This window comes from Nocardia jinanensis, from assembly GCF_014645735.1.
GTDB classification, from domain to species: domain Bacteria; phylum Actinomycetota; class Actinomycetes; order Mycobacteriales; family Mycobacteriaceae; genus Nocardia; species Nocardia jinanensis.
Genome location: NZ_BMMH01000011.1, coordinates 94940 through 117556, shown reverse-complemented (window position 1 = coordinate 117556; position 22617 = coordinate 94940). Strand labels below are relative to the sequence as shown.

28 protein-coding genes are annotated in these 22617 nt (G+C 63.2%); 8 read left to right on the top strand and 20 right to left on the bottom strand.

The annotated features are described in order from the left end of the window. The first annotated feature begins 80 nt into the window (after window positions 1-80). Window positions 81-323 (top strand): helix-turn-helix domain-containing protein, encoded by a 243-nt coding sequence (locus IEY68_RS23800; protein WP_229718947.1) that lies wholly within the window; start codon window positions 81-83, stop codon window positions 321-323. Beyond that, window positions 323-1366 (top strand): hypothetical protein, encoded by a 1044-nt coding sequence (locus IEY68_RS23795; RefSeq protein WP_058855322.1) that lies wholly within the window; start codon window positions 323-325, stop codon window positions 1364-1366. The genes IEY68_RS23800 and IEY68_RS23795 overlap by 1 nt, the downstream gene beginning before the upstream one ends. Here the strand turns inward: IEY68_RS23795 and IEY68_RS23790 are convergent. The 7 genes from IEY68_RS23790 to IEY68_RS23760 form a co-directional block, all read right to left on the bottom strand. Beyond that, a complete protein-coding gene (locus tag IEY68_RS23790) occupies window positions 1363-3072 on the bottom strand; it encodes an Eco57I restriction-modification methylase domain-containing protein (protein WP_229718946.1) in 1710 nt (569 codons plus the stop codon). The two genes, IEY68_RS23795 and IEY68_RS23790, sit on opposite strands and share 4 nt — an antisense overlap. Window positions 3073-3431: 359 nt before the next feature. Beyond that, on the bottom strand, window positions 3432-4238 hold the full coding sequence (locus IEY68_RS23785; protein ID WP_058855323.1) for an ESX secretion-associated protein EspG: 807 nt from the start codon (window positions 4236-4238) through the stop codon (window positions 3432-3434). Between the two features lie 3 nt (window positions 4239-4241). Then, the gene (locus IEY68_RS23780) at window positions 4242-5618 is read right to left on the bottom strand and encodes a hypothetical protein (protein WP_229718961.1); all 1377 of its coding nucleotides are present in this window, start codon (window positions 5616-5618) and stop codon (window positions 4242-4244) included. Then, the gene (locus IEY68_RS23775) at window positions 5615-5992 is read right to left on the bottom strand and encodes a hypothetical protein (protein ID WP_058855325.1); all 378 of its coding nucleotides are present in this window, start codon (window positions 5990-5992) and stop codon (window positions 5615-5617) included. Before IEY68_RS23775 ends, IEY68_RS23780 begins: the two co-directional genes overlap by 4 nt. A gap of 15 nt (window positions 5993-6007) precedes the next feature. Further along, window positions 6008-6580: a DUF3558 domain-containing protein gene (locus IEY68_RS23770; RefSeq protein ID WP_082681410.1), complete on the bottom strand. Its 573-nt coding sequence runs from the start codon at window positions 6578-6580 to the stop codon at window positions 6008-6010. A 173-nt stretch (window positions 6581-6753) separates the two neighbouring features. Further along, window positions 6754-6963 (bottom strand): DUF397 domain-containing protein, encoded by a 210-nt coding sequence (locus tag IEY68_RS23765; protein WP_082681411.1) that lies wholly within the window; start codon window positions 6961-6963, stop codon window positions 6754-6756. After that, a complete protein-coding gene (locus IEY68_RS23760) occupies window positions 6960-7856 on the bottom strand; it encodes a helix-turn-helix domain-containing protein (RefSeq protein ID WP_058855326.1) in 897 nt (298 codons plus the stop codon). Before IEY68_RS23760 ends, IEY68_RS23765 begins: the two co-directional genes overlap by 4 nt. Before the next feature lie 310 nt (window positions 7857-8166). On the opposite strand from IEY68_RS23760, the gene IEY68_RS23755 reads away from it, so the two are divergent. Further along, window positions 8167-8535, top strand: coding sequence for a hypothetical protein (locus IEY68_RS23755; RefSeq protein WP_058855327.1), 369 nt, complete (start codon window positions 8167-8169; stop codon window positions 8533-8535). 340 nt (window positions 8536-8875) lie between these two features. Then, a complete protein-coding gene (locus tag IEY68_RS23750; RefSeq protein WP_058855328.1) occupies window positions 8876-9694 on the top strand; it encodes an NAD-dependent epimerase/dehydratase family protein in 819 nt (272 codons plus the stop codon). An 82-nt stretch (window positions 9695-9776) separates the two neighbouring features. Here the strand turns inward: IEY68_RS23750 and IEY68_RS23745 are convergent, their stop codons facing one another. Together IEY68_RS23745 and IEY68_RS23740 are read right to left on the bottom strand one after the other, a co-directional pair. Further along, window positions 9777-10499 carry an ADP-ribosyltransferase gene (locus IEY68_RS23745; RefSeq protein ID WP_189094470.1) on the bottom strand — a complete coding sequence of 241 codons (723 nt, stop codon included), beginning with the start codon at window positions 10497-10499 and terminating at the stop codon, window positions 9777-9779. Between the two features lie 287 nt (window positions 10500-10786). Next, the gene (locus tag IEY68_RS23740) at window positions 10787-11383 is read right to left on the bottom strand and encodes a serine hydrolase domain-containing protein (protein WP_082681413.1); all 597 of its coding nucleotides are present in this window, start codon (window positions 11381-11383) and stop codon (window positions 10787-10789) included. A gap of 678 nt (window positions 11384-12061) precedes the next feature. Here IEY68_RS23740 and IEY68_RS23735 point away from each other — a divergent pair. Beyond that, window positions 12062-12622 carry a GNAT family N-acetyltransferase gene (locus tag IEY68_RS23735; RefSeq protein WP_058855331.1) on the top strand — a complete coding sequence of 187 codons (561 nt, stop codon included), beginning with the start codon at window positions 12062-12064 and terminating at the stop codon, window positions 12620-12622. Between the two features lie 15 nt (window positions 12623-12637). Here the strand turns inward: IEY68_RS23735 and IEY68_RS23730 are convergent, their stop codons facing one another. The 6 genes from IEY68_RS23730 to IEY68_RS23705 are packed head-to-tail and all read right to left on the bottom strand — an operon-like array spanning window position 12638 to window position 15873. After that, window positions 12638-13039, bottom strand: coding sequence for a hypothetical protein (locus IEY68_RS23730; RefSeq protein WP_156426226.1), 402 nt, complete (start codon window positions 13037-13039; stop codon window positions 12638-12640). Between the two features lie 59 nt (window positions 13040-13098). Beyond that, window positions 13099-13521 carry a DUF6086 family protein gene (locus IEY68_RS23725; protein ID WP_229718945.1) on the bottom strand — a complete coding sequence of 141 codons (423 nt, stop codon included), beginning with the start codon at window positions 13519-13521 and terminating at the stop codon, window positions 13099-13101. A 34-nt stretch (window positions 13522-13555) separates the two neighbouring features. Beyond that, window positions 13556-13921, bottom strand: coding sequence for a DUF6188 family protein (locus IEY68_RS23720; protein WP_058855333.1), 366 nt, complete (start codon window positions 13919-13921; stop codon window positions 13556-13558). Then, the gene (locus IEY68_RS23715) at window positions 13918-15213 is read right to left on the bottom strand and encodes a hypothetical protein (protein ID WP_058855334.1); all 1296 of its coding nucleotides are present in this window, start codon (window positions 15211-15213) and stop codon (window positions 13918-13920) included. Before IEY68_RS23715 ends, IEY68_RS23720 begins: the two co-directional genes overlap by 4 nt. A 13-nt stretch (window positions 15214-15226) precedes the next feature. Beyond that, the gene (locus IEY68_RS23710; RefSeq protein WP_058855335.1) at window positions 15227-15532 is read right to left on the bottom strand and encodes a WXG100 family type VII secretion target; all 306 of its coding nucleotides are present in this window, start codon (window positions 15530-15532) and stop codon (window positions 15227-15229) included. A 20-nt stretch (window positions 15533-15552) separates the two neighbouring features. Then, window positions 15553-15873, bottom strand: coding sequence for a WXG100 family type VII secretion target (locus IEY68_RS23705; protein ID WP_058855336.1), 321 nt, complete (start codon window positions 15871-15873; stop codon window positions 15553-15555). A gap of 144 nt (window positions 15874-16017) precedes the next feature. On the opposite strand from IEY68_RS23705, the gene IEY68_RS23700 reads away from it, so the two are divergent. Both IEY68_RS23700 and IEY68_RS23695 read left to right on the top strand, forming a co-directional pair. Beyond that, complete coding sequence (locus tag IEY68_RS23700) at window positions 16018-16287, top strand: type II toxin-antitoxin system prevent-host-death family antitoxin (RefSeq protein WP_058855337.1); 270 nt, start codon at window positions 16018-16020, stop codon at window positions 16285-16287. Then, a complete protein-coding gene (locus IEY68_RS23695) occupies window positions 16232-16753 on the top strand; it encodes a type II toxin-antitoxin system VapC family toxin (protein WP_308434989.1) in 522 nt (173 codons plus the stop codon). Before IEY68_RS23700 ends, IEY68_RS23695 begins: the two co-directional genes overlap by 56 nt. Before the next feature lie 83 nt (window positions 16754-16836). Here IEY68_RS23695 and IEY68_RS23690 read toward each other — a convergent pair whose 3' ends face one another. Then, complete coding sequence (locus tag IEY68_RS23690) at window positions 16837-17556, bottom strand: SEC-C domain-containing protein (protein WP_189094469.1); 720 nt, start codon at window positions 17554-17556, stop codon at window positions 16837-16839. Between IEY68_RS23690 and IEY68_RS23685 the strand changes: the two genes are divergently transcribed. Further along, window positions 17536-17736, top strand: a complete 201-nt coding sequence (locus IEY68_RS23685; RefSeq protein ID WP_156426228.1) for a hypothetical protein — start codon at window positions 17536-17538, stop codon at window positions 17734-17736. The genes IEY68_RS23690 and IEY68_RS23685 overlap by 21 nt on opposite strands. Window positions 17737-17940: 204 nt before the next feature. Here IEY68_RS23685 and IEY68_RS23680 read toward each other — a convergent pair whose 3' ends face one another. Genes IEY68_RS23680 through IEY68_RS23665 form a run of 4 tightly spaced genes read right to left on the bottom strand, consistent with a single transcriptional unit; the run spans window position 17941 to window position 22615 of the window. Then, complete coding sequence (locus tag IEY68_RS23680; protein WP_058855340.1) at window positions 17941-18546, bottom strand: TetR/AcrR family transcriptional regulator; 606 nt, start codon at window positions 18544-18546, stop codon at window positions 17941-17943. A 6-nt stretch (window positions 18547-18552) separates the two neighbouring features. Further along, a complete protein-coding gene (locus IEY68_RS23675) occupies window positions 18553-19359 on the bottom strand; it encodes an enoyl-CoA hydratase family protein (RefSeq protein WP_058855341.1) in 807 nt (268 codons plus the stop codon). 55 nt (window positions 19360-19414) lie between these two features. Continuing rightward, window positions 19415-20575 carry an acyl-CoA dehydrogenase family protein gene (locus IEY68_RS23670; protein WP_058855342.1) on the bottom strand — a complete coding sequence of 387 codons (1161 nt, stop codon included), beginning with the start codon at window positions 20573-20575 and terminating at the stop codon, window positions 19415-19417. Window positions 20576-20578: 3 nt separating this feature from the next. Further along, window positions 20579-22615, bottom strand: a complete 2037-nt coding sequence (locus tag IEY68_RS23665; protein ID WP_058855343.1) for an acetyl/propionyl/methylcrotonyl-CoA carboxylase subunit alpha — start codon at window positions 22613-22615, stop codon at window positions 20579-20581. Window positions 22616-22617: the final 2 nt, after the last annotated feature.

The following is a 22617-nucleotide window of genomic DNA, read 5'->3' as shown; positions in this document are numbered from 1 at the left end:
ACCACATCGGACCGCCAGGGAACAGGATTGCTACTCATAGAGTGTCGCTCGATTGACTGTCCACTGGGCAGGATCGCCGGGTGCCTTACAGACAGGAACCAATCGTCGATGACTCGAATCTACTTCGACAACTCGGCGACACTCTCCGCACTCATCGCGAGCAAAATGGGAAATCACAGGATGCTCTTGCCAACGACAGCGGCCTGCACCGCACGTACGTCGGCGCAGTCGAGCGTGGGGAACGCAATCCGACCTACCTGACCTTGGTGAAGTACGCCAGAGGTCTTGGTATGACGGTCACCGACCTTGTCACCGGGTTGTGATGAAGACCGGGAACCTCGACACCGCACTGGCCGTGCGGGAAGAAATTCGCAAAGCGCGCCCCTCGATTTATGACGAGCCCGCGAATGAAATAACCGGATTGTTCTATACGCCGCATGAACTCGAAGCGCTTCTGCGCGCGGAAATAGTCGGGAGGGATGATCTAGCCGACATCGCCGTCCGGACACGTTCGAAAGTCGCAAAACGGATCGTCTGCGAAACCCTTGGGTACGCTCCACCGTCGGCCTTCAAGAAGGTCAATCCTAGGTTGACCCACCCAAACGTCGACGTTTATAGCCAGCAGGCAAGCAACCTTCAAATCTGGAATCAAGCACTCGACTCTGCGCGCCGTTACGTAATTCTAATACTAAAAGACGGGCTGGTTGCCGACGTTAAGGTCATCGCGGGAGCGGATCTCGCACAATACGACACGACCGGTACGCTAACCAGAAAATTTCAGGCGAACAGAATTAACGAGAATTCGGGATCTCTACTGGCTTCCCATGCAGACACATCGGAATTCATCGAAATACTCCGGCCAGTGTCAGTTCTTCGCGGCGAAGTCTCGCCGGTGATCCCTCCCTCGCCCGGCCAGGTCCTCGATATAAATACGGTTTACACACGCCTACTCCCCTTAGTGGGACACTCGTTTTCCGATCCTGGGCTTACCCAGGAACGAAATCGAGGGACCGCAGTTCATCGACAAGTATGCGCCCAACTTGGCTTGTCTCATTTCGCGGATAACGGTCAGTTCCCGGATGTCTTGTCGCAGGCCCTGGAGGTAAAACTGCAACTCGCCCGCACCGTCGACCTTGGCCTGGAACTTCCGGAATCGAGAACACCAGTCGCATCGACAAACGGCGTTCTATCAGTAGCAGATGTACGTTACGCAATATTCTACGGCGAACGGTTGGGCGCCACTTTTTCGATCACAGAACTGGTGGTGGTTACTGGCCAGGACTTCTTTACGGAATTCCGACAGTTCGGAGGAAAAATCTCCAACTCCAAGCTCCAACTCCGCCTGCCTTCGGACTGGTTCTTCTAGAACAAGGTTTCTTGTTCGACGGAGTCGCCACTAGGGCCTAATTGGCGACTCTGAGGGTTGAGTGGAGGTTGCCGAAACGCAGATTCCACCAGGTCGTCGATGGCAGAGATTTGCTCATCGTCGGGCGCGTCCCCCGTAGCGAGCAAATCGCGGATAATTTGGACCAGCTCTTGGGATTCGGGCGCGTCCGGGTGCGGCAACGGAAGTTTGGAAACATACTGGGTCATCCACCGGCGTCGACCAGCGTAAAGCTTATTTCCGCATACTTCATCATAGAATCGCAAACCCAGACGTGAGTTTGCCACTGCCAGCATGAGATACGCGACGTCAACATAGCCGATATCATGTAGTGAAATCCAGTAGCAGTTGCCATTCACTATAGCGCCGGTGACATCTAAAGCAAATCGTGCATGGACGCTAATGTCGGGAAAAACGATCTTTGGGGCAGCCCACATTGCTGGCTTCTGGGGAACCCAGATTTCGAACCAATCACGGCCGCCCTCGATCACATACTGGCGTCCCTTGAGCTGCTCAGCGTGGTTCTCAAGATATGACATTGCTTTTGGAAACTTATTCATATCGACCAGAGTGCGCTTTGTCTTCTCAAGGTCATACGGATAGAGAACCCGGGTTGCGAGCGACTCCGAGATTCGCCATGGGGTTAAGTTGCTCTGGGTGATAAGCGGCCTGAGTAATTCGCTTTCTGGACGGGGAACCGCTTGATCCCAGTCATCGAGTATGAAGACCTTGTCGGCGGTCGTCTTTACACCGACCCGAATCTTTGCGACATCGCCGAAGGTTCGCCAAGTAGCCGCTGCGATTCCTTGCAGCCACTCGTCACCAACTGAGTGCGAAAGCCTCCACGGCTCTGTAGCGCTATTGGACTGAACGAGGTGACCTGCTCTGATGGCTATCGTGCGACCATCGTGTTTAACCAGACCATCTTTTCCTGCGGTCAGCGCCTGATAGAGCCCCGAAGCGTCGGTAGATTCGGCCGCATCATCTTCGTAAGCAGACGTGAATGTGCACTTCATGGAATAGTCTGGAGCGTGGTTCAGGGCGACGATGATTGCGGGCAATACGGCAGCTGCGAACAATTTCGTGTCTCCCAAGTCGTATAGCTCAATCGGCTGAAGCGATTGCTGGAAAACATTTCGGACGTTCGCACCGGCTTTGGTGGTGAGGAAACGGTTCGAACAGAGGAGCCCTACAACGCCTCCCGCTCGCAGAAGAGTTGGGAGCAAAACGACGAACGGGTGGGTGAGGTCTATACGACCAGAGAGCCCGAACCTTGTAGCGAGTACTTGTGCGGCCGACTGGCCCAGTTGCTGCGTTCGAACATATGGAGGATTCGTGATCACCGCGTCGAACGATCCGTCGGCGAGATCACGACTCGCGTCGAGGAAATCGCCTTCATGTAAGTCGATGTTGATCCCGAGTTCCTCAGAGCGCTGCCGGGCCACCGCAATAGCCTTGGTGTCCAAGTCGTATCCCGTCAATACCAGTCGCGTAGCAGGGAGCCGCTCAGCGGCGACTTCGCGGACGGCAAGCAGCAGCTCGCCGTCGCCACAAGCTGGATCGAGGACGGAGACCTGCTCAATATCACTGTCAAACTGGCCGAGTACGCGATCTGCCAGGAACCGCGCGAGCCCAGATGGAGTGTAGTGTTTACCATGCCGTTTAACCTCGGTCAACGTGTCCGTCACACGATCCTCCGCTTCGTTGTTGCCTGGCATCGAGAGTCTAATCAGGGTGAAGTTTTCGCATATCAACGACCATCGCGAACAATGGTCACTTGCCTGAAGATCGTCAGGGGGAACAGTCGACTTATCTGGAGAGCAGCGGTCCTGTGGCCTTAGGTTTTGATGCCGGGTTCGGTAGGGTTTGCGCACTAACTTGAGTCAAGTCAGGTTACAAGGTTTGACGGAACCTCAGCGTGATCGGTTCCCTTTCTCCGACATCTTATCGCGAGATCCCTTGCGACCCTGACCTACCGGAATAGATCAGTCGTCACGTCTCGCACGCTTTCGCCGCTGGAATCGAACACTCCGAGGCGGCCATGCTGTCAGGGTTCATGGTCTTCGCGGTGGTCGTGCACCGTGCGTTCGAGCAGGTTGTGCAGGTGGGTAGTGAGGTCTGTCGTGCCGACGGGTGTGGCGTGAAGGGTGCCGGTGGCGCGGACCCGGTAGCGGCCGTCGGGGTAGTCCATGACATGGAAGTCACGGGCCGGGGCGGGGCGGTGATCGTAGGCGCCGCCGGGGTAGACGGCGAAGTGGGCGACGGTGGACCGGGGGCGTTCGAAGAAGCGGCGGGCCTCGTCGCGCGACGGCCGGGCCGCGTCGTCGAAGAAGGCCGTGAACGGACGGTCGGCCGGTTCTTCCACCTCGGTGCGGTCGATCCGGATCTCCGGGCCGCTGCCACGGGGAACATCGGGGAACGCCGCGAGGACGCGGCGGGCGAGCGTGTGCGCGGGGACGAGCACGATCCGCACATCGCCGCCACAGTCGGCAGCAGCGGTCGGGTCCTGAGTGAGCAGAACAGCACCGCGGCCGGCGACCGCCGCGTGCATGCGCACCTGCGCGGCAGGGTCGGCCGCCGCGCGTGGCGGTACCGGACGAGCCGCGCCCGCGAAACCGGTGATCTCGATACGCGCCTCCGGTTCCACCAGCACCCGCAACGGGCCGTAGAGGTCTTCGTCGAACACGGTGCGCACCCGGACGGCCGCGGCCTTGTACGCGCGCTCGTAGGCGGCGGCGGTGTCCTCGACCGACCGGTACCGCAGCGGATAGGGCAGCACGTCCCGGCCGATGGCGTGCCACAGCACCAGGAATTCGAGGGCCGACAGTCTCCAGGTGCGGGGGGTCGAATCCATTCGCTACGCCCCCAGGACAGGTGGCACGGTTTTCGGGCGGTGTTCGGGGTCGAGTCCGGTCAGTTCGTCACCGTGCTGCTGGGTGACCAGCGCTTCGGCTATCGCGGACTTCTGCTTCTCTTGGTCGTCGTCGCCCTTACCGCGCGCACCGGGCGGCATCATCGCTCCCGGCACACCGCTGCGCCCCGGCGTGGTGGCGGTACCGGCATTCGCCGCCGCACCGGGGCGGCCCGCCCCGGGAACCGGACCGGGACCGGTCACCGTACGTCCTGGTGTCGGGGCGGCCGGGTTGCCCGGACCACCGGGAGCGGCACCTACCGGACTGCCCGGTACCGTCGACGGACTGCCCGGTGTGGCGGCCGGGCTGCCCGGACCCGGGGGCAGGGCCGCGCCGGGGTCGGTGGTGGACGCGGTAGTCGTATCGAGTCCCGCCGGAGTATCCGTGATGCCGGGTTCCTGCGGCGTTTGCGACGCGGTCTGGGTTTCGCCCGGGTCCTGCTCTGTCGCGCTGGGAGTGGTATTCGGCGACTGGGCGCCGGCGTCCGAGGTCACCGGTCGCTGTCCGCCTGGCCCGGTAGTTGTAGAACTACCGGGTAGGCCGAGATCGGCAGTACCCGGATCGTGGACCGGATTGTAGGCCAAGGGGATTCGCGGCTGGCTGGTATCGCCTTCCCGGATACCCGGCTGGTAGACGCGCTCGAGCACGGAATAGGTGGCGAGTTCGGCGGCACTGATGCGATCGCTGTCCATTTTCCAGCTGGGCCCGGGTACCCAGCCCGCGACGGTGCTGGCCCAGCCGGTATCCGGGGCGGGCTGCACATTCTGTTTCGTCACTTCGACCGCGGATTTCACGATCCCGACCTTATCGGCCACAATCTTGGTGCCGGAGACCAGATTCTGCGCCTTCGTCACGTAGTCGGCGATACCCCCGGCCGCCGCGGCGGCGGAAACCCCGCTCCACAATTCGGCGATGGCTTTACCGATCGCGGGCCCGAACTCGTTCAGCCCGGTCTCGAGTTTCGCCGACCGCGCGGTCCACATCTGATGCAGGGTATCCATGGCGGAGACGTCGATGGTCTGCGCTTTCCGGTACAGATCGTCCAGATCCTCACTGCGCACATTGCCGAACATCTGTTCCGGAATCCGGGGGTTGTGGAATTCGCCGTCGAAATTGTTGTCGGTGAGATCCTGGATACGATTACGCGCGGCGATCGCTTCGGGACTCTGATCCCCGTATGCCGCGGCCAGCGCCTGCGCGGCGGAATCGATATCCGAGGACCCGGCGGCCATGGCGCCGAGCGGCCCCCGCATCGCCAATGTCCCCAAACTCACGATAACTTCGTCGAACGACGGCAACCCGAACATCTCAATCCCCCTCAACTCACCTGGTTGTAATCCTGCGAGTTACTCGAATCCTGCTCTTGCACACGATCCAGTGACACCTGGATCGTGTCGCCCATCAACTTCAGGACCTCGATATGATCTCGCAACGAGGTCGCGAGATCACCGTCACCTGCCGAATCGACCGCCTTCAAGCCGAGCAGTCGTGCCAACTCCATACCGCAGTCGAACTCGCCCAGGCCCGTTACGTTGGCCATAGCCTCGATGCCTTCGAGGACTTCTACGTATACGCCGATCTGCTTGTCGATCGCTGCACGGCAGGCTGTGGCAACAGAATCCTCGAGGTACAGCCGACCGTCCTGAGCCTCATCCGCAAGAGATCGCCACAGTGTGATGTCCTCCTGAACGCTCAAAATCTCGCCCCTAATCTATTTCGGAAGCTGAGCGACCAGCACATCAGCGGCCGCGCTAGCCGTCCGGCATGGGTCTTGTCCAAGGTCGGACGCCGCCGAATTGAACACTGAAATCTCAATTGTTCCGTTTGAAAATGGGAATCCCAAGTAGCAGACCGAATCATGGCTATCATGGGCTTTTCTGAACTGAACCCCCGAACGTCCCGTTACCGATACATCTTTGAATTCCACATTATTTGCGTCTTTCCTCAGTTCTTCGACTGTATAGGTCGTCGACCACACTCCGAGCGTGTAGTCCCATCGGGAAGCCTTGTTGTGCCATGAGCACAATTTCCACCCCTCGACGTTCGCCACCCCCGAGATGGTGTTGTCCCGCGTGGCGGGGTCCACCCTCACCTGCCGCAACACGTCGTCACTGATTTGCGTGCACGGATCCCACAGTGCTTCGGTCGCTGCTGCCGCGTCCGCGGTCGTCGCCGGTGCCGCCGACCCACTGGTGGTCGCGTCACAGCCGCTCCCTGCCAGCAGAGCCCCTGCCAGTACCGTTGCGGCTCCCACTTTCGCCCGTTGTCCCACCACTGCTCCCATCGGCCGCGAGTACTACGCTCGTAGTGTATGACGCAGGGCAGGGGCTGGCGGTTCCACCGATTGTCGCCGAGAAGGTGGCGCGCACGGTGACGACCCGTGCGCGCCTTACGGCATCACGTGACACTATCGGGGGTCTCGTCGGAACGGTTGCAATTCACTTCGGCAATGACTTGTCACGACTGAGAACCGAACCCGCCCGCTCGGAGTCCGTTCGCAAAGGCATCCCAGACTCCGGGAGCGAAGAGAAGAGCAGGGCCAGAAGTGTTCTTCGAATCCCGCACCCCGACCTGACCACCCATCAACCACGCAACCTCAACGCAATCAGTTTGCCCACTGCTGTGACTGCTCTTGAACCACTCTGCTCCGGATAGATCTGTCTTCACGCTTCATACTCCCTTGCAGTGTGCCTGAGCAGTTCTCGCGACTGCACTTGATCATGTGCCGCACTTCGGATCATCGAAGCAAGCTCATCGTATCGCCGGACGTCACCACCGTTCTCGAGATAGAGGTCGGGTTTGCCTACCCCCTCGAAGTAGACCAGCGGTGGCTCGACTGGCCGGCCTCTGACATCCGCGCCGAAATCCAGGATCACGAACGGGCCGTGCAACAGACCCTGCGCGCATCCGGCGCTGTACGGATGGATTCGAATGTCCACGTTCGGCCGCTTGCCGATCTCCGCCAGGTACCGGAGTTGCTCTGCCATCACCTTCGGGCCGCCGACCATACGTTGTAGCGCCGATTCGTGTAGCAGTAGCTCGAGCCGCACCGGATCGGCCTTACGGGTAACGATGGACTGACGTTTCATCCGGAGACCTACGCGGCGTTCGATATCGTCCGGGCTTTCCTCCCGGTAGAAGCTGCTGATCAGAGCGCGCGCGTAGTCGGGTGTCTGTACCAGGCCGAATACGATCTCCTGATACGAGACGAGCTGTCGGGCCGACGCGGACAGCTCCACATACATGTTGAAGGTCGGGTCGCTGTAGAGCCCCGCGAACGCCGTGTACCACGATGTCACCTTCGCCTGTTCCGCCAGATCCAGCGCCCGCACCGTCTCATCGCGCGGAACCTCGTACAGCTCACACAGCGCGCGCACATCCACCGCGCGCACTTTCTTCGTCCTGGTAGCCTCAATGCGTTGTAGCGCAGCCTGGCTCAGCTCCACCAGGGCGGCGGCCTTGGCGAGGCTCAAACCGATCGCCTCACGGTGCTCCCGCAGAAACCGCCCCAACTGGCGGCGCGGCAACGTCGACGGTTCCGCCCCCTCGTCACTGTCCATACTTCTGCCTCCGTTCGAAAAAACGAATCATTGAGCACCCCGAAATCGAATCATCGCCGAACCGGGGTTCGAATCTCGTTCTGGGACAGCGCACCAACATGGTCCGGACCCGTCGATTCGGCTTGGACCAGCGTATATCCCGTGGTGTGCTGGGTCAGGCGAACGGGTGACACCGCGTATCGATCGACCGTCACCCGATCCTCGTGAGCTTCAACGAGTCGGCCGCGACCCACTTCCGCGCACTGCGCGTTCCGCCCGGATGGTGGCGTGCGGACAGCACCCATTCCGATCACTGGTTCCGGGAGGACCGATGCCGTATCCGTACGCCCGCAGGCCATCAGCGCAGCTCAGGCCGACAGCCATCGGGTTCGTGCGCACCGAGATATCCGGGCCGCACGCTCCGCGCCACGCCGAGCAGATCCAGCGGCACGCCCGCGAATCCGGCTACCGCTACCTCTACACCCTGCGACCGCCGGACGATGAGCCGAATCCGCTCACCTATGTTCGCGCCCTGGCCACCGCACTCGGCGCCGAGGTGATCATCGCCTTCGATCTCGGCCAGGTCGACGATCGACCGGCGCTGATCTGCGACCTCGGGTACCGGCTGGAAACCGTTTGTCCACACACCGTTTGGGCGCCAAGTGTTCCGGCGCTCGTATCGGGTGGTGCGAAGGTATGACTCCATGGCACATGCTGTGCACCGCCGCTCTCACCATCGCCGTGTGCGGGATAGCGGCGGTAGCCCTCGGTTGCGTATGGCCGGCCGACCCGCCGCCGCGTACGCGTCCCGCCGCCCACCCGCGCCTGCCGAGCCACCGAACCTCTACCGTCCCCGGCCCCACGGATTGGACCTGCGCACTACCCGGAACACCGCTGAGCCCGGACGACGCACACAACGCCGCGCGCCACCACCGCGAACACGACTGCCCCCGAAAACGCGCCGCGTTCGCCACCTTGGTCGCCTACGGCTGCATCGTTCCCGATACGAGCCGCCGACCGTATCGGCAGAAAGTACCGTCATGAACCATATAGTCGTCACCGGCGGAGCTGGATTCCTCGGTTCGCATCTGTGCCGCCGGCTGCTCGGCCGCGGCGACCGCGTCACCGCCATCGACAACTTCAGCACCGGACGTGCCGCTGCCGTCGCCGATCTGGCCGACGACCCACGCTTCACCCTGCGCAGCACCGATGCCACCGCCTTCGGCGCATTCGCCGGGCTCGACCAGGTCACCCATATCGCGCATCTCGCCCACCCCGGCAGTCCCGTCGCCGCCGCGCGCAACTCCGCAGCGGTCCTGCGCGCGGCCTGCACTGGAACCCTCGCCGCACTCGACCTCGCCGCGGCCCACAACGCTCGCATCGTTCTCGCTTCCGGACCCGACCCCGGAACCGGATCGGTGGCCGGCCACCGGGCCACGGAATTCGATGTGCAGCGGGCCGGCCACTACCTGATCGAAACCGCCGCCTACCACGACCGGCGTGCCGATATCGGCATCATCCGCCTATTCGAGGTTTACGGTCCGGGCTTGCTACCCGGGGATGGTCGCGCCACTGCGGCGGTCTGCCCTGCCGCACTGCGCGCCCAAACTCTGTACCTCACCGATAACCCGACGCAGTCGTTCGTCTACATCACCGACACCGTCGATGCTCTCGTCAAGATGCTCGACGCCGACACCCTGGGCCCGATCGATATCGCCGGTCCGGCGCTACCACTGAGCGAATTCGCCGGCACAGCCATCACGCTCGCCGGCACCGGATGGCTGGAATCCACGTCACCGGGTGTGGTGACCGACACCGTTGTCCCGAACCTCACCCGCACACGGACCAGCCTCGGCTGACAACCGACCACCGACCTGCGTACCGGCCTGCTCGAAACCCTCGAATGGATCCGCACCCTCGCGCTTATCCGAAACTCGGAAACTATATATTCTCCACCATTGTGATCACCGTACGTCCGGAGTCCTCGTATCGGTCGGTGACACGAAACCGCGTTCCCGGCGCGAACAGCACCTCGTCCTCACCTCTGATAGTGAGCGGGACATACCGCATATCCCTTCCGGTCCTGCTTTCTATCCGCATCTCGACCGGACGGCTTCTCAGCCAGGGTACGCCGCCCGGGGTAATTGTCGTAGAGGTGAAAGCTTCCTCGGTAACAGTATTTCCCGGCACGTACTGCTGGAGTACTTCCGGTGGGAGATCAACGTGCCGAAACACCTGGCCCTGGAACTTCGGTAATCTTTGCAGCGCCCGGACAGCGCCGTCGATCATCTGCTGCATATCCGCCGGGATCGGGGTGTTGTGCCTGTTTCGGAGCGCGGCATTGATCTCCCGGAAATCGTAACTCATGAGGTAAGTGTCGAGATCGAGAAAATCATCTGCTGCCGATGGATTATCGTCCCAATATCTGAGCCAGTCGGATATGTATTTGTTCCATTCGGGTCCCTCACGAGGCGGCGGGTTTTCGGGCCACGGTAATTCCACTTCCCGGTCGAGGTCGGCGCCCAGATCTCGATCGAGATCGTCGTGCACCGACGCGGCACTACGGGCAAATCCGGAGCACGAGAGAGTGTGACCGTTCATCATGTCGGAGACATCACCAGAAATATATTCCAGCTTGTCTCTGCTTATTTTGAACAGGTCCACCGACTTCAACATACAGCTGTCGCCGTCCACGCTGAACGCTCGCTCAGCGGATTCACAGATCGAGTCGACACCGATTCGGCAACCGTATCCACAGGCACAGCACACTCCTCAAGGCATGTACCCGTCATTCTTCCACCGAGACCAACTGCTCTCAGAGTTGGTGAACCCGAATTCGCCCCGACCGACCGAAGCACCCACCTCGCTCGGACACCGCAGAGGCACATCGACAGCAGTGCGCCATACCGGATGTCCCGTCACCGATCGGCTGGACAACAGTGCCGTCGGAGTCACTTCAAGCAGTACACCGCGGTGGCCACCGCAAACATCGACAGCTCGTTCGAACTGTCGGCGGAGGCTGTGACCATGGTCATCGCACGGCCCCGGTCCGACCGGAAAGCATAGGAGACATAGCCGAGTAGTTCACCGCCGTGACCCCACACCGAGTCCCCGCACGGCGGATCGAAGCGTTGCAGGCCCAGGCCGTAGTAGAAACCCATACCACCCATCGAAACGGTGTTCCGCATCTGCGCCAGCGCGTGCGGACTGGTCAACTCACCCGACAGCAGGGCAGCGAAGAACTTCTCGAGACCGGCGGTCGTGGACACCATCTCACCAGCCGCCCAGTCCAACGAGGGGTTCATATCGGTGACCGCGGTCCGCTCGCCGTCGATGGTGCGGTACGCGGCGAGAGCGGGCCGCGGGAGACCAGGATCGTTGCCGGGAACCGTGGTGGAGGTCAGCCCGAGTGGGGCGAGGATACGGTCGGCGATCTCGGTGCCGTAAGAGCGACCGGTGACCTGCTCGATCAGCAGGCCGGCCACGATGTAGTTGGTATTGGAGTAGCGGAATCGGGTGCCAGGGGCGAAGTATGGGTCGTGGCGGATCTATCCGGCGATGCTGGCACGCGACGGACTGCACGCCACGCTGGAGGCGCTGGCCGACCGCACCCCGTTGCCGACGCCTCACTCTGTACCTCACCGATAATCCGACACAGGCCTTCGTCTACATCACCGACACCGTCGATGCTCTGGTCAGCATGCTCGACACCGGCATCCAGGGCCCGCTCGATATCGCAGGTCCGGCGCTACCACTGAGCGAATTCGCCGGCACAGCCATCGCGCTCGCCGGCACCGGATGGCTGGAATCCACGCCACCGGGCGCGGTGACCGACGCCGTTGTCCCCGAACCTCACCCACACCTGGAACAGTATCGGCTGGCGGCCGACCACCGACCTGCGCACCGGCCTGCTCGAAACCGCCTAATGGATGCGCACCGTCGTGCGTATCCATTAGGCGCAAAGCCGCGCAGGGACACTGGGCGCCCTTCGCTGGATCACTGCGTCTCGTCGCACTGCACCCTTACTCGGCCGCCGGCCCGCTATTGTTTGCAAACCGTCGGATGCGGTGCGATCTCGACGAACCAATGACCACAGGAGAAGGTGACGATGAGCTACGACCCTTTTCAATTGGTCTGGCAGGTTGTCTGGTCGTTCCTCACCGGGCAGAGCGCTGCGGCTCCCCCGTTCCCTCCACGAACGCAGAGCTGACCTCCCCTCCCCGACCGTGCCAGCTCTCCCGCTCCCCGACCCACCCCTGACCGACGGCGTGGTCCTGTTACGTCCCCGGCGCGCAGGTGATATCCCGCAGCGGTTCCGCGCGTTCGCCGATCCGCTGTGCCTTCGCTTCTCGTGGCCACTCACCGAACCGTTGACCGAGCGACATGTGCGGGAGCGTTTCGTGCAGGAGGAACCGGCTCGATTGCGGGGAGAGGAGGTCTGCCTGGCGGTGGTCGACGCGAGGGAGACCGGACGGATATGGGGCGGTGCGTCCGTCTACGACACGGTCAGGTCCGAGGGACGGTTGGGAGTCGGGTACTGGCTGGCACCCGAAGCGCGGGGTCGCGGTAATGCCACGCGAACCCTGCGTCTGTTGGCCGGCTGGGCATTCGACTGCCTTGCTGTCCAACGCCTCGAGCTGACCTGCGCGCCCGACAACACGGCATCGCAACAGGTCGCCCGGCGTTGCGGATTCCTCCGCGAAGGAGTGCTGCGGTCGCATATCCCGTTCCGGGACGGCAGACGTGATACCGTGCTGTTCGGCCTGCTGCCGGGGGAACTGGTGTAGCTGCGCCCCTCCTACTCACGGCCTCGCAACCTTCTCAGTTGCCGAAATCCCGTTATTCGACAGCTCACCGCTCACCGGATCGATCATTTCCAGTATTTCTACATCCCCACCGGCATCCAACTCGTACAGCCAATTTGCAATGTAGTCCGCATCGGGGTCGTCACGTCGCCGCCCGATCTCATCCAAGACGAGAAACAGGCCCTTTACCCCGCCCAGCCGGGCCAGAACATCAGATGCATCGACCTGCATCGTGACGATATCTTCGTCCAGCATTTCGTGCAGGCGTCTTACAGCACTATCTTCATGGATGAAATTTGCAAGTTCGAAGATAGCCGCGTCTCGTGTGAGACCGTCCGGACTCCGGGAGTTCGACAACGCAGTCTCCAGTGCGGTGGAATCATTTTCTGGATCGGTCACTGGATCTCCTCGGGCAGAGCCGGGACGCACGGTACCCAGCCATCACCTCCCTCGTATGCTCATTGAGGCATGGACAGCTCATGAGCACGGTCGAAGAATTCCCGTTCTTCCGCAGAGCGAGGAACGATCGAGTTGCCGCCACGTTCCAGCAGGATTATCGATGGCGCCAATACTGCTCCGACCAAAACTTTGAGTACCGGATGTTCACTGGAGAAATATTCCGCATTCATCATCCGAACGAATGAATCGAAATTGTCGAGTTCTATTTCCCAGAAATCGGATGCCATTACAGTAATTCCCATTGAGGTTCCAAGCGAATCGGCCAGGTCCCGAGCCATGCCCACATACAGTTTTCCCACCCGCAGAGCAGGACTCCACACGGTCACGTCTTCGATGTCGAAGATATAGCTCATCAAACCCATCCCAAATGGATCTCGGCTGCACAGGCGCCCAAACCTGCCAGCACCCGCTATCACCAGCATCCATGAATGATCACACGACGAGTTGCGTCGAATGCTATTCCCCCGTCGACCACACAGCCAGTTCCCCACCCGGCATACACACCACTCTGTACCCGTTGGCCCCAACTACACTCCATGCCTCGTAGTCCGCATCAGAGAAGGCTTCGATCGAGCTTCCGGAATCGAACTCCAACCGCAGTGTTCCGTCCGCAGTCACCTGCGCATCTCGAAGCAGCCCGGTGAGTTGCGGGCCAATATTTTCAGGTATCGCCCCGACCAAGTAGCGATGTGTTACCCGATCAGCCGTTTCGATACCGACCTCACTTTCGATCTGGACCTCGAAATCCGCGCCCGCACGAAGTACGAGCACAGGAGTCAGTTGCACCAATTGCACCGGGTGCGCGGGCGTTGGAACGATCATTCTTGCCATCCTTTCGGAAGTGAATATGTACCGTCCGGGTTGATCGCTATGTGCGTTTCCGAGTTAGGTCCCGGCTTACCATCGAGATTGATGGGCTGACCGCCGGAATTATAGAATCGTACATAACCATTGGGGTATCTATTTGTCGGTTCCATGACCCGTACAGAATCAGCATTTCGGTCCGCGCCGGGCTTCTGCCACACCACTCCTTTTCCGTTGTCCGCCGTTCGGGAGACCCAATCATCGGGGACGCCCGTGGGACGATGATCGGGGTCCCACAGCTCCGGTTTATCCAGGGCTTCGACCGTATCCTCGATGGCCTCTATAAGGTCGTGGATGCGTTCGATCTTGGCGCGAGTATCGCCCGTGGCCCGGGTAATGGCGACCACCGTACGTAGGCCGGCCGCGGCAACGAGGCCGCGCAGCGCTTTCACGAGATCGTTGACGAGATCGACAGCTTTGCCCGCGCGGATGGCCGCGACAGCGCTGCCACCGATTCCGAAACTGACCACCGATGCGGCGACAGCGAGCGCGAGAGTAATGGCTATCTGCTTCTTCAGTTCGTCGGCGAACTGGGCGAGCAGGTCGTGCAGCCGCTGTTTCATGTTGTCGTGCGCGGTTTTCTGAGCCGCGCACGCGGCAGCGAGATCGGCGAAGGTCGCCAGCAGATCTTCGGCAGCGGTTTTGATCGCCCGCAGATCCTCGTCGATCGATGCCACCTCGGGCGCTGTGACCTGCTGGAACATCACCGCCGCCCGTCCCAGCTCCACGGGCAGGTTGGTGGCGCCCTGGGCGTGGGCCAGACTGTTCCAGACGGTGGCGGCAGTGTTCAGTTTGTCTGTGTCACCGTCGGGGACCGGCAGGTCGATACCGATCTTCTTCGCGAGTTCGAGACCGTCGTCGACCAAGCCGCTGCCCGGCCCACCGGCAGATGGCGGCGGGATAGCACAGCTGGCGTAGGCCAACGGCGGGTCGGGCGGCTTCTGCGGCGCGGGGGTTCCGGACTTGGGGTCGTGGTCACTGCTCGCGTAGACGTAGCCGGCCTGATTCAGGACGCGGGCGTACTTGTCCAGCGCGAGCATCATCGCGGTGACGAGATTGTTGGTTTCACGGACCTGCTGGTCGTAGGAGGTCGCCCAATCCTTTCCGGGCCCGGCGCTGCCGGCCATGGCACCGGTACCGTTCATGGCCTGCAAATGCTGGTCGTAGGCGGTGAAGAACGCGCTCGCGGCGCGGTTCACGATCGTGGCGGCCTCGTAGTAGACGGCCGGATCAACATTGATGAAGTTCATCTACCGGCTCGGGCTACCGTGGGCCGAACATTCGCTGCACGGTCTGGATGGCATCGGTGTAGCGGGTGTGGGCGTCGACCGCGGCCTGACGCATGGCGTCGACACCTTCGCGAACGTCGGTGGCCCCAGCAGACCACTGCCGGAAGGCATCGGCCTGGGCGATAGCCGCGTCCCCGGACCAGGCCTGGTGCATTGTGGCCATACGCTGCTCGAGACTCGTGAGGCTGTCATTGAGGAAGCCGATGAAATTCGCTGCACGCGCGGTGAGATTGTCCAGTTCGTCGAGATCGACCTGGAAAGCCTCGGATGGTTCGGGCATGGCGTTTCCCCCTTGATAGTTCAGAGATTGAGAGACGGATAGCTCTGCGAATTGCTATCGTCCTGCTCCACGAATGTCTGTGTGGTGACACCCAACAGTTCGGCAATGGTCGCCAGTGCCTCCAGGACCTGGACCGCACCCTGTTTGGTCTCGTCCCAGCCCACCCGATACGCGGTGGCGGAGTTACCTTTCCACACCTCCAGCACGCCGTCGATATCGGCATCGAGATCGCGCAGCGCGTTCACCAGCTGGTCGGCGGTGAGCTGGACGAACCTGCCGGCGTCGAGGACATGGTCCGGTACCACCTGCATCGCCGACACGGAATCCGCCGGATCGGCCATGAATCCCCCTGAAGATCGAACAACTTTCCCGACCCTACCGGCACGCCGCACCACGACGCCAGGCGACGATTTGTGTCCGACTGGAGCAGCAAGCTTGCGTGGCACCTGGTGGCGCCAAGTGGCACGCTGCGCTAACCTGGGGAAATGAGCGGTCAGCCCGAGATCACGCAGCGGGACCTTCGCAACAGATCCAAGGAGATCATGGACGCCGTCCAAGACGGGCAGGCGTTCACAGTCACCCGCGACGGACATCAGATCGGCGAACTCGTTCCGCTTCGCCGTCGCCGCAGGTTCGTCCCACGGGCGGAATTCGCGGCGATGTCGCGAACCGCACCCGGTCTCGACCCCGATACTTTCCGTGCTGACCAGGACGCCACCGCCGACCAGTATCTGGACGACCTCTATGACCGTTGAACGTCCGGTTCGTACGCGTGGACTGATCGATACCAACATCATGATTCTGCGTCGCTGGCTGGACCCCGCAGAACTCCCGGACGAGATGGCGATCACGGCCGTCACGCTGGCAGAATTATCAGCCGGGCCACACGAAGTCCGTGGTAATGCCATGCAGAACAGCTACAACGAGCACTCCGAACGAGCCCGGCGCCTGGATGTTCTGCAGCGAGCCGAGCACGAATTCGATCCGGTCCCGTTCGACACGGAAGCCGCACGAGCCTATGGCCGCGTATGTGCGTCCGTAATCGCTGCCGGACGCAAACCGCGCCGGCGTATCGCCGACCTGATGATCGCGTCGATTGCGGTGGCAGAAGACCTACCCCTCTATACGACCAACCCTGACGATTTCAGGGGGTTGGAAGCACTCGTTACGATCAATGCCGTCACGCGTCCGAGTGTGCCGCACGATCACGCCGCCGAATAGACCGACGGAAAACTCGGTTCAAATCTACGAAGTGAGTCCGTCAGCCCCGCCCGGATCCGACGGCACACCGCGGTCGAGGTGCCTCAACCGAGGGTCGGCCGACCGCAGCATTTCTTGTATTTGGTGGCTGATCCGCACCAGCACGGCGCGTTGCGCGGGGGCGGCCAGCTGATCGCTTTGCCTTCGCTGACGATCTCGTCGATACAGGCCTGGCGAGTCTCGGAGTCGGTGGGATCGCCGCCGGTGCGCGCGGCGTATTCGACGAGTTTCGCGACGGTTAGCGGAACCATGGTGATGCGGGGGATGCCGGAATCGGCCAGTTCGCGGTTTTCTTTCTCCCGGCCGGTGGCGTAGGTATCGGTATCGAGGTTTTCGACCAGTTGTGGCCAGGTTTCGTGGGCGCGGGGTATTTCAGCACGGGGCCAGAACAGGATTCGCATTTCACGCGGCGGTATCGGCGGTGTCAACGCGCGGGCGAGTTCCGCGGCGCGGTCAGCGGCCGACGAGACCGAGCCGTCGAGTTCATCGGCGGGCAGGCCGAGTGCTTCGCGGACGCGGCGGCGACCGGAAATGATGTTGTCGGCGTAGGACAAGTAGCCGAATTCGGTCTCTCGTTCAGCCATTTCTTGATCGGTCAGCCGAGAAACAGCGATATTGAACCAGGTCAGGGCTTGTTGGTCATCGCCGCGTTCTTCCAGAAGTTCAGCAGCCAGGTGATACGGCGCAGGTGAAGCGATCCGGTCCTGCCGTAGCGCATCGAGTTGGGCCCAGGCTTCGGCGTCGTGAGCGAGATCGAACAGCACCTCGGCCATGCTCACCCGGGCGAGTCCGCCGTCCTCGCCGCCGAGCGCGACGGCTCGAGTCAACAGATCGATGGCGCGATCGTGCTCTTCCGCGTCGTGCCAGAGCGCGGCGGCTTCGAGCAGGATCTCACCGCGCTGGTCGGGGTAGCGGTCGAGTTCGGCTTCGGTCTCCGCGGCTAGCGCCACAGCTGATCGGGTGCTCACACCGGCACTGTAAGTTGCGGCGGACCGATGATGCTAGTCGCTGGGGCTTCGCGGTACCGCCGCCGGCACTTCTGCCGACACGGCCTCAGCGAGCTCCGTCGGCCTACCGCTGCGGACCGAGCCACCTGGCCCACATCGGTCACCCCGGCCGAGCCGGCCCGGGCCGCTGGGCTACTCGATTCAGTTCCGTCGGGCTTCGAGGGCTTCGTGCAACGTGACCGCCCATTGGTGCACGATCTGCTTGCGGCGGGCCGAATCGTCGGTGAGGACGTCGGCCAGGCCCAGCCCGCGCGCCAGGTCGAGGGTGGCCTGGACCAGGTGGTGGGTGACCGGATCCGAATCGTCGACCCCCAGCGCGCGGACAGCGCGACGGTGGGCGCCGCGACCGAACCGGGCCTCCAGCGGAACGATTCGTTCGCGTAGTGCCGGGTCGGCGGCGGCGTGGGTCCAGACCTGGAGGGCGGCTTTGAACAGCGTGCTCGTATAGGACTCGACCAGCCCGGCCACCACCGCTTCCGTGCGGGCCAGACCTGGTTCGACGACCACCGCCGATACCGCCTGGTCGGTGCGGGTGTCGAACATATAGGTCAGGGCGGCGGTGATCAGGTCTTCGCGGGTCGGGAAATGATGCTGGGCCGCGCCCCGCGACACCCCCGCCCGTTCGGCGACCACTGCGACCGTGGCCGCTGCCCAGCCCTTTTCCGCCAGGCAGTCGATGGTCGCCTCGAGGAGCCGCTGCCGGGTGGCCCGGCTGCGGTCCTGTTTGGGTTCGTGGGGTGTCGCCATAGCGGCCTATTCTGCCGAGGACGATTCGGCGGCCGGGACGGCCCAGCGCGGTGGGCGGCGTTGCAGGAACGCGGTCATACCCTCGATCACTTCCTCGGTGCCGAAGAAGCTACCCGAGCGGGTCGCCAATTCGTCGGCGGAGCGGTCGAATTCGGCCAGGATCGGCGCGGTGGTGAGTCGTTTGCTCTCCGCGAGACCCTGCGGGGAACCCTTGCGCAGTTCGTCCAGTAGTTCGGCGACCCGGGCGGCCGGGTCGCTGGTCGCCAGGGTTATCAGGCCGACCCGCTCGGCGGTGTCGGCGTCGAACTTCTCGCCGGTCAGGAAATACCGGTCGGCGGCGCGAGGCGCCATCCTGGGCAGCAGGGTCAGCGAGATGACGAACGGGGCCAGCCCGAGCCGGACCTCGGTGAGCGCGAAACTGCTAGACAGGCCCGCGACGGCGATATCGCATGCCGCGAGCAGGCCCATACCGCCGGCCCGCACGTTCCCGTCCACCCTGGCGATCACGGGTTTGGGGAGTTCCAGGATGGTGCGCAGCAGCCGCACCATCCATTGGGTGCGGATATCGGAGGCGGCGGCGAGATCGGCATCCACCGCTTCCTTCAGATCCGCACCCGCGCAAAAGGTGGCGCCGGTATGTGTCAAGACCACGCCCCGCACCTGTGGGTCGGCGGCGGCGCGGTCGAGGCCCTCCAGGAGTTCGGCCACCAGACGGGCGGAGATGGCGTTGCGGTTGTGCGGGGAGTCGAGGGTCAGGGTGGCGAACCCGTCCTCGACGGCGTAGTCGACGACCCGGGTCTCGGTTCCGGTCACGGCGCTCCTGCCTTTCTGGACGGGCTGGGGCGCGTGGCCCCGGCTCTCCGGCTGCTCAGTAGGACTTCGGCAGGCCCAGTGAATGCTGGGCGACGAAGTTGAGGATCATTTCCCGGCTCACCGGGGCCACCCGCGCGATCCGGGCCGCGCCGAGCATCGCGGCCAGACCGTATTCCGAGGTGAGGCCCGAACCGCCATGGGTCTGGATGGCCTGGTCGAGGGCTTTGATACTGGCCTCGGCGGCCGCGTATTTGGCCATGTTCGCGGCTTCGGCGGCGCCCATCTCGTCGCCGGCGTCGTAGAGGGTGGCGGCCTTGAGCATCATCAGCCGGGCCAGTTCCAGTTCGATCTTCACCTGCGCGAGCGGATGCGAAATGCCCTGGTGCGCACCGATCGGGGTCTTCCAGACAGTGCGCTCCTTGGCGTACTCGACCGCCCGGTCGATGGCGTAGCGCCCGACTCCGACCGCCATGGCGGCGCCCATGATCCGCTCCGGATTCAGGCCCGCGAACAGCTGCATGAGGGCGGCGTCCTCTTTACCGACCAGCGCGGTGGACGGCAGCCGGACATCGTCGAGGAACAGGGTGAACTGGTGGTCCGGTTCGATGATGTCCATGTCCTGCGGGGTCTTCTCGAACCCGGGCGCGTCGGTGGGGACGATGAACAGGGCAGGCTCGAGCTTGCCCGTCTTATGGTCTTCGGTGCGGGCCACGATCAGTACGGCCTCGGCCTGGTCGACACCGGAGATGAAGATCTTGCGGCCGGTGAGCAACCAGTCGTCACCGTCGCGGCGCGCGGTGGTGGTGATCTTGTGCGAATTGGAGCCGGCATCGGGTTCGGTGATACCGAACACCATCTTGGCCGAACCGTCGGCGAGCTTCGGAAGCCATTCGGACTTCTGCTCGTCGGTGCCGTACTTGGTGATGATGGTGCCGCAGATAGCGGGTGAGACCACCATGAGCAGCAGGCCCGCGCCCTGTGCGGACAGTTCTTCCATCACCAGCGCCAGTTCGTACATCCCGGCGCCGCCGCCCCCGTATTCCTCCGGCAGGTTCACACCGAGGAAGCCGAGCTTGCCCGCCTCGTTCCAGAGTTCGTCGAGCGGCTCGCTCTTACGTGCCTTGGCCAGCACGTAGTCGCGATAGCCGTACTTGGTGGCCAACGCGGCGACGGCGACCCGCAACTCTTTGCGTTCGTCGGATTCGATGAAGCTCATTGCTCACTCCTGGTCTTGGGCGGCGGGATCCACCACGGCGAGAACGGCGCCGACCTCGACCTGCTGGCCGACCTCGACATTGACGGCACTGAGCACCCCGTCCGCCGGAGCGGCGACGGTGTGCTCCATCTTCATGGCCTCCAGCCACAGGATCGGCTGCCCGGCGGTGACGGGGCTGCCGACCGTGGCGCCCAGCCGGATCACACTGCCCGGCATGGGAGCCAGCAGGGAACCGGTGGCGATCTGGTCGGCCGGGTCGGTGAAACGCGGTAACCGCCGCACGGTCACCGGGCCGAGCGCCGAATCCACGCAGACGAGATCGTCGTAGCGGGCGACGGCGAACTGCCGCCGCACCGGGCCGTGTGCCCCCGGCACCGCCAGCACCACCTCGCCGGGGGTGGCCGTGATCAACTCCAGTCCCGCGACACCCGCTACTTCGATACCGGTCCGGGTGAACCGGTAGTCGATCTCGTGGACGCCGCTGAGGCGACTCTCGTAGGACTTGCGCTGGGATTGCGCAGGCAGATTGCGCCAGCCGCTCGGGACACCGGCGACCACACCGGCCCCGGCCCGGTTCGCGGCCGATTCGGCGAGCGCGGCCGCGATGATCGAGAGCTTCTCGTCGTCGGCGGTGAGCAGGGGCGCGGCCAGCGTGTCCAGACCGTGAGTGGCGAAGAAAGCGGTATCGGTGTCACCGGCGAGAAACGCGGGATGACGCAACACCCGGACCAGCAGGTCCCGGTTGGTGACGAGTCCGTGGATCCGGGCCCGCTGCAACGCCCCGGCCAGCAGCCGGGCGGCCTCGTCGCGGGTGCGGCCGTAGGAGATGACCTTGGCCAGCATGGGGTCGTAGTGCACACCGACCACGGAGCCGTCCACCACGCCGGAGTCCAGCCGGACGCCGGGTCGCACGGGTAGATCGAATTCCGTGATCACCGAAGGGATCTCGATATGGTGCACGGTGCCGCTCTGCGGCTGCCAGTCCTGTGCGGGGTCCTCGGCGTAGAGCCGCGCCTCGATGGAATGCCCGCGCATGGCCGGGGGTTCGGGGTCGAGCCGGGCACCCTGGGCGATCTCGAGCTGGAGCGCGACGAGATCGAGACCGGTGGTGCATTCGGTGACCGGATGTTCGACCTGTAGCCGGGTGTTCATCTCCAGGAAGTAGAACTGCCCGGCCTCGTCGGCGAGGAATTCGACCGTGCCGGCGCCGGTGTAACCGATGGCGGCCGACGCCTGGCGGGCCGCGTCGAACAGCCGGTCCCGCATTCCGGGTCCCGTCCCGGGCCCGAGACCGGAATCGATCCGTTCCACCAGCGGTGAGGGCGCTTCCTCGACGACCTTCTGGTGGCGGCGCTGGATCGAGCATTCCCGTTCGCCGACGGCCCAGATGGTGCCGTGGGTATCGGCCATCACCTGCACCTCGATATGGCGGCCGGTCTCCAGGTAGCGCTCACAGAAGACAGTCGGATCGCCGAACGCCGATTCGGCTTCCCGGCGGGCCCCGGCGAGCTGTTCGGGAAGCTCGGCGAGGGTGCGTACTACGCGCATACCGCGACCGCCGCCACCGGCGGAGGCTTTGATGAGCACGGGCAGCTGAGCTTCGGTGACCTCGTCCGGGTCGAGTTCGGCCAGCACCGGCACACCGGCGGCATCCATCATCTTCTTGGCCGCCACCTTGGAACCCATCTCCTCGATGGCGGTGGCCGGGGGCCCGATCCAGACCAATCCGGCGGCTTCCACCGCATGCGCGAATTCCGCGTTCTCGGAGAGGAATCCGTAGCCGGGATGTACGGCGTCGGCGCCCGCGGCCTGTGCGGCGGCGATGATCAGATCGGCGCGCAGATAGGTCTGTGCCGGGGTGTTCCCGGGTAGGCGCACCGCCGCGTCCGCCTCGGCCACATGTGGTGAAGCCGAGTCGGCATCGGAGTACACGGCGACCGTGCCCAGGCCCATCCGGCGGCAGGAGGCGAAGATCCGGCGCGCGATCTCACCGCGATTGGCCACCAGAACACTGGTGATGAGTTGCTGCGAATTCGACACGA

What these genes read in the sequence shown, in the direction of transcription:
- IEY68_RS23795 (WP_058855322.1), top strand. Translation starts at nt 323, where the DNA reads ATGAAGACCGGGAACCTCGACACCGCACTGGCCGTGCGGGAAGAAATT.
- IEY68_RS23785 (WP_058855323.1), bottom strand. Translation starts at nt 4,238, where the DNA reads ATGGATTCGACCCCCCGCACCTGGAGACTGTCGGCCCTCGAATTCCTG.
- IEY68_RS23770 (WP_082681410.1), bottom strand. Translation starts at nt 6,580, where the DNA reads ATGGGAGCAGTGGTGGGACAACGGGCGAAAGTGGGAGCCGCAACGGTA.
- IEY68_RS23760 (WP_058855326.1), bottom strand. Translation starts at nt 7,856, where the DNA reads ATGGACAGTGACGAGGGGGCGGAACCGTCGACGTTGCCGCGCCGCCAG.
- IEY68_RS23755 (WP_058855327.1), top strand. Translation starts at nt 8,167, where the DNA reads ATGCCGTATCCGTACGCCCGCAGGCCATCAGCGCAGCTCAGGCCGACA.
- IEY68_RS23750 (WP_058855328.1), top strand. Translation starts at nt 8,876, where the DNA reads ATGAACCATATAGTCGTCACCGGCGGAGCTGGATTCCTCGGTTCGCAT.
- IEY68_RS23725 (WP_229718945.1), bottom strand. Translation starts at nt 13,521, where the DNA reads ATGCTGGTGATAGCGGGTGCTGGCAGGTTTGGGCGCCTGTGCAGCCGA.
- IEY68_RS23720 (WP_058855333.1), bottom strand. Translation starts at nt 13,921, where the DNA reads ATGATCGTTCCAACGCCCGCGCACCCGGTGCAATTGGTGCAACTGACT.
- IEY68_RS23715 (WP_058855334.1), bottom strand. Translation starts at nt 15,213, where the DNA reads ATGAACTTCATCAATGTTGATCCGGCCGTCTACTACGAGGCCGCCACG.
- IEY68_RS23710 (WP_058855335.1), bottom strand. Translation starts at nt 15,532, where the DNA reads ATGCCCGAACCATCCGAGGCTTTCCAGGTCGATCTCGACGAACTGGAC.
- IEY68_RS23705 (WP_058855336.1), bottom strand. Translation starts at nt 15,873, where the DNA reads ATGGCCGATCCGGCGGATTCCGTGTCGGCGATGCAGGTGGTACCGGAC.
- IEY68_RS23700 (WP_058855337.1), top strand. Translation starts at nt 16,018, where the DNA reads ATGAGCGGTCAGCCCGAGATCACGCAGCGGGACCTTCGCAACAGATCC.
- IEY68_RS23680 (WP_058855340.1), bottom strand. Translation starts at nt 18,546, where the DNA reads ATGGCGACACCCCACGAACCCAAACAGGACCGCAGCCGGGCCACCCGG.
- IEY68_RS23670 (WP_058855342.1), bottom strand. Translation starts at nt 20,575, where the DNA reads ATGAGCTTCATCGAATCCGACGAACGCAAAGAGTTGCGGGTCGCCGTC.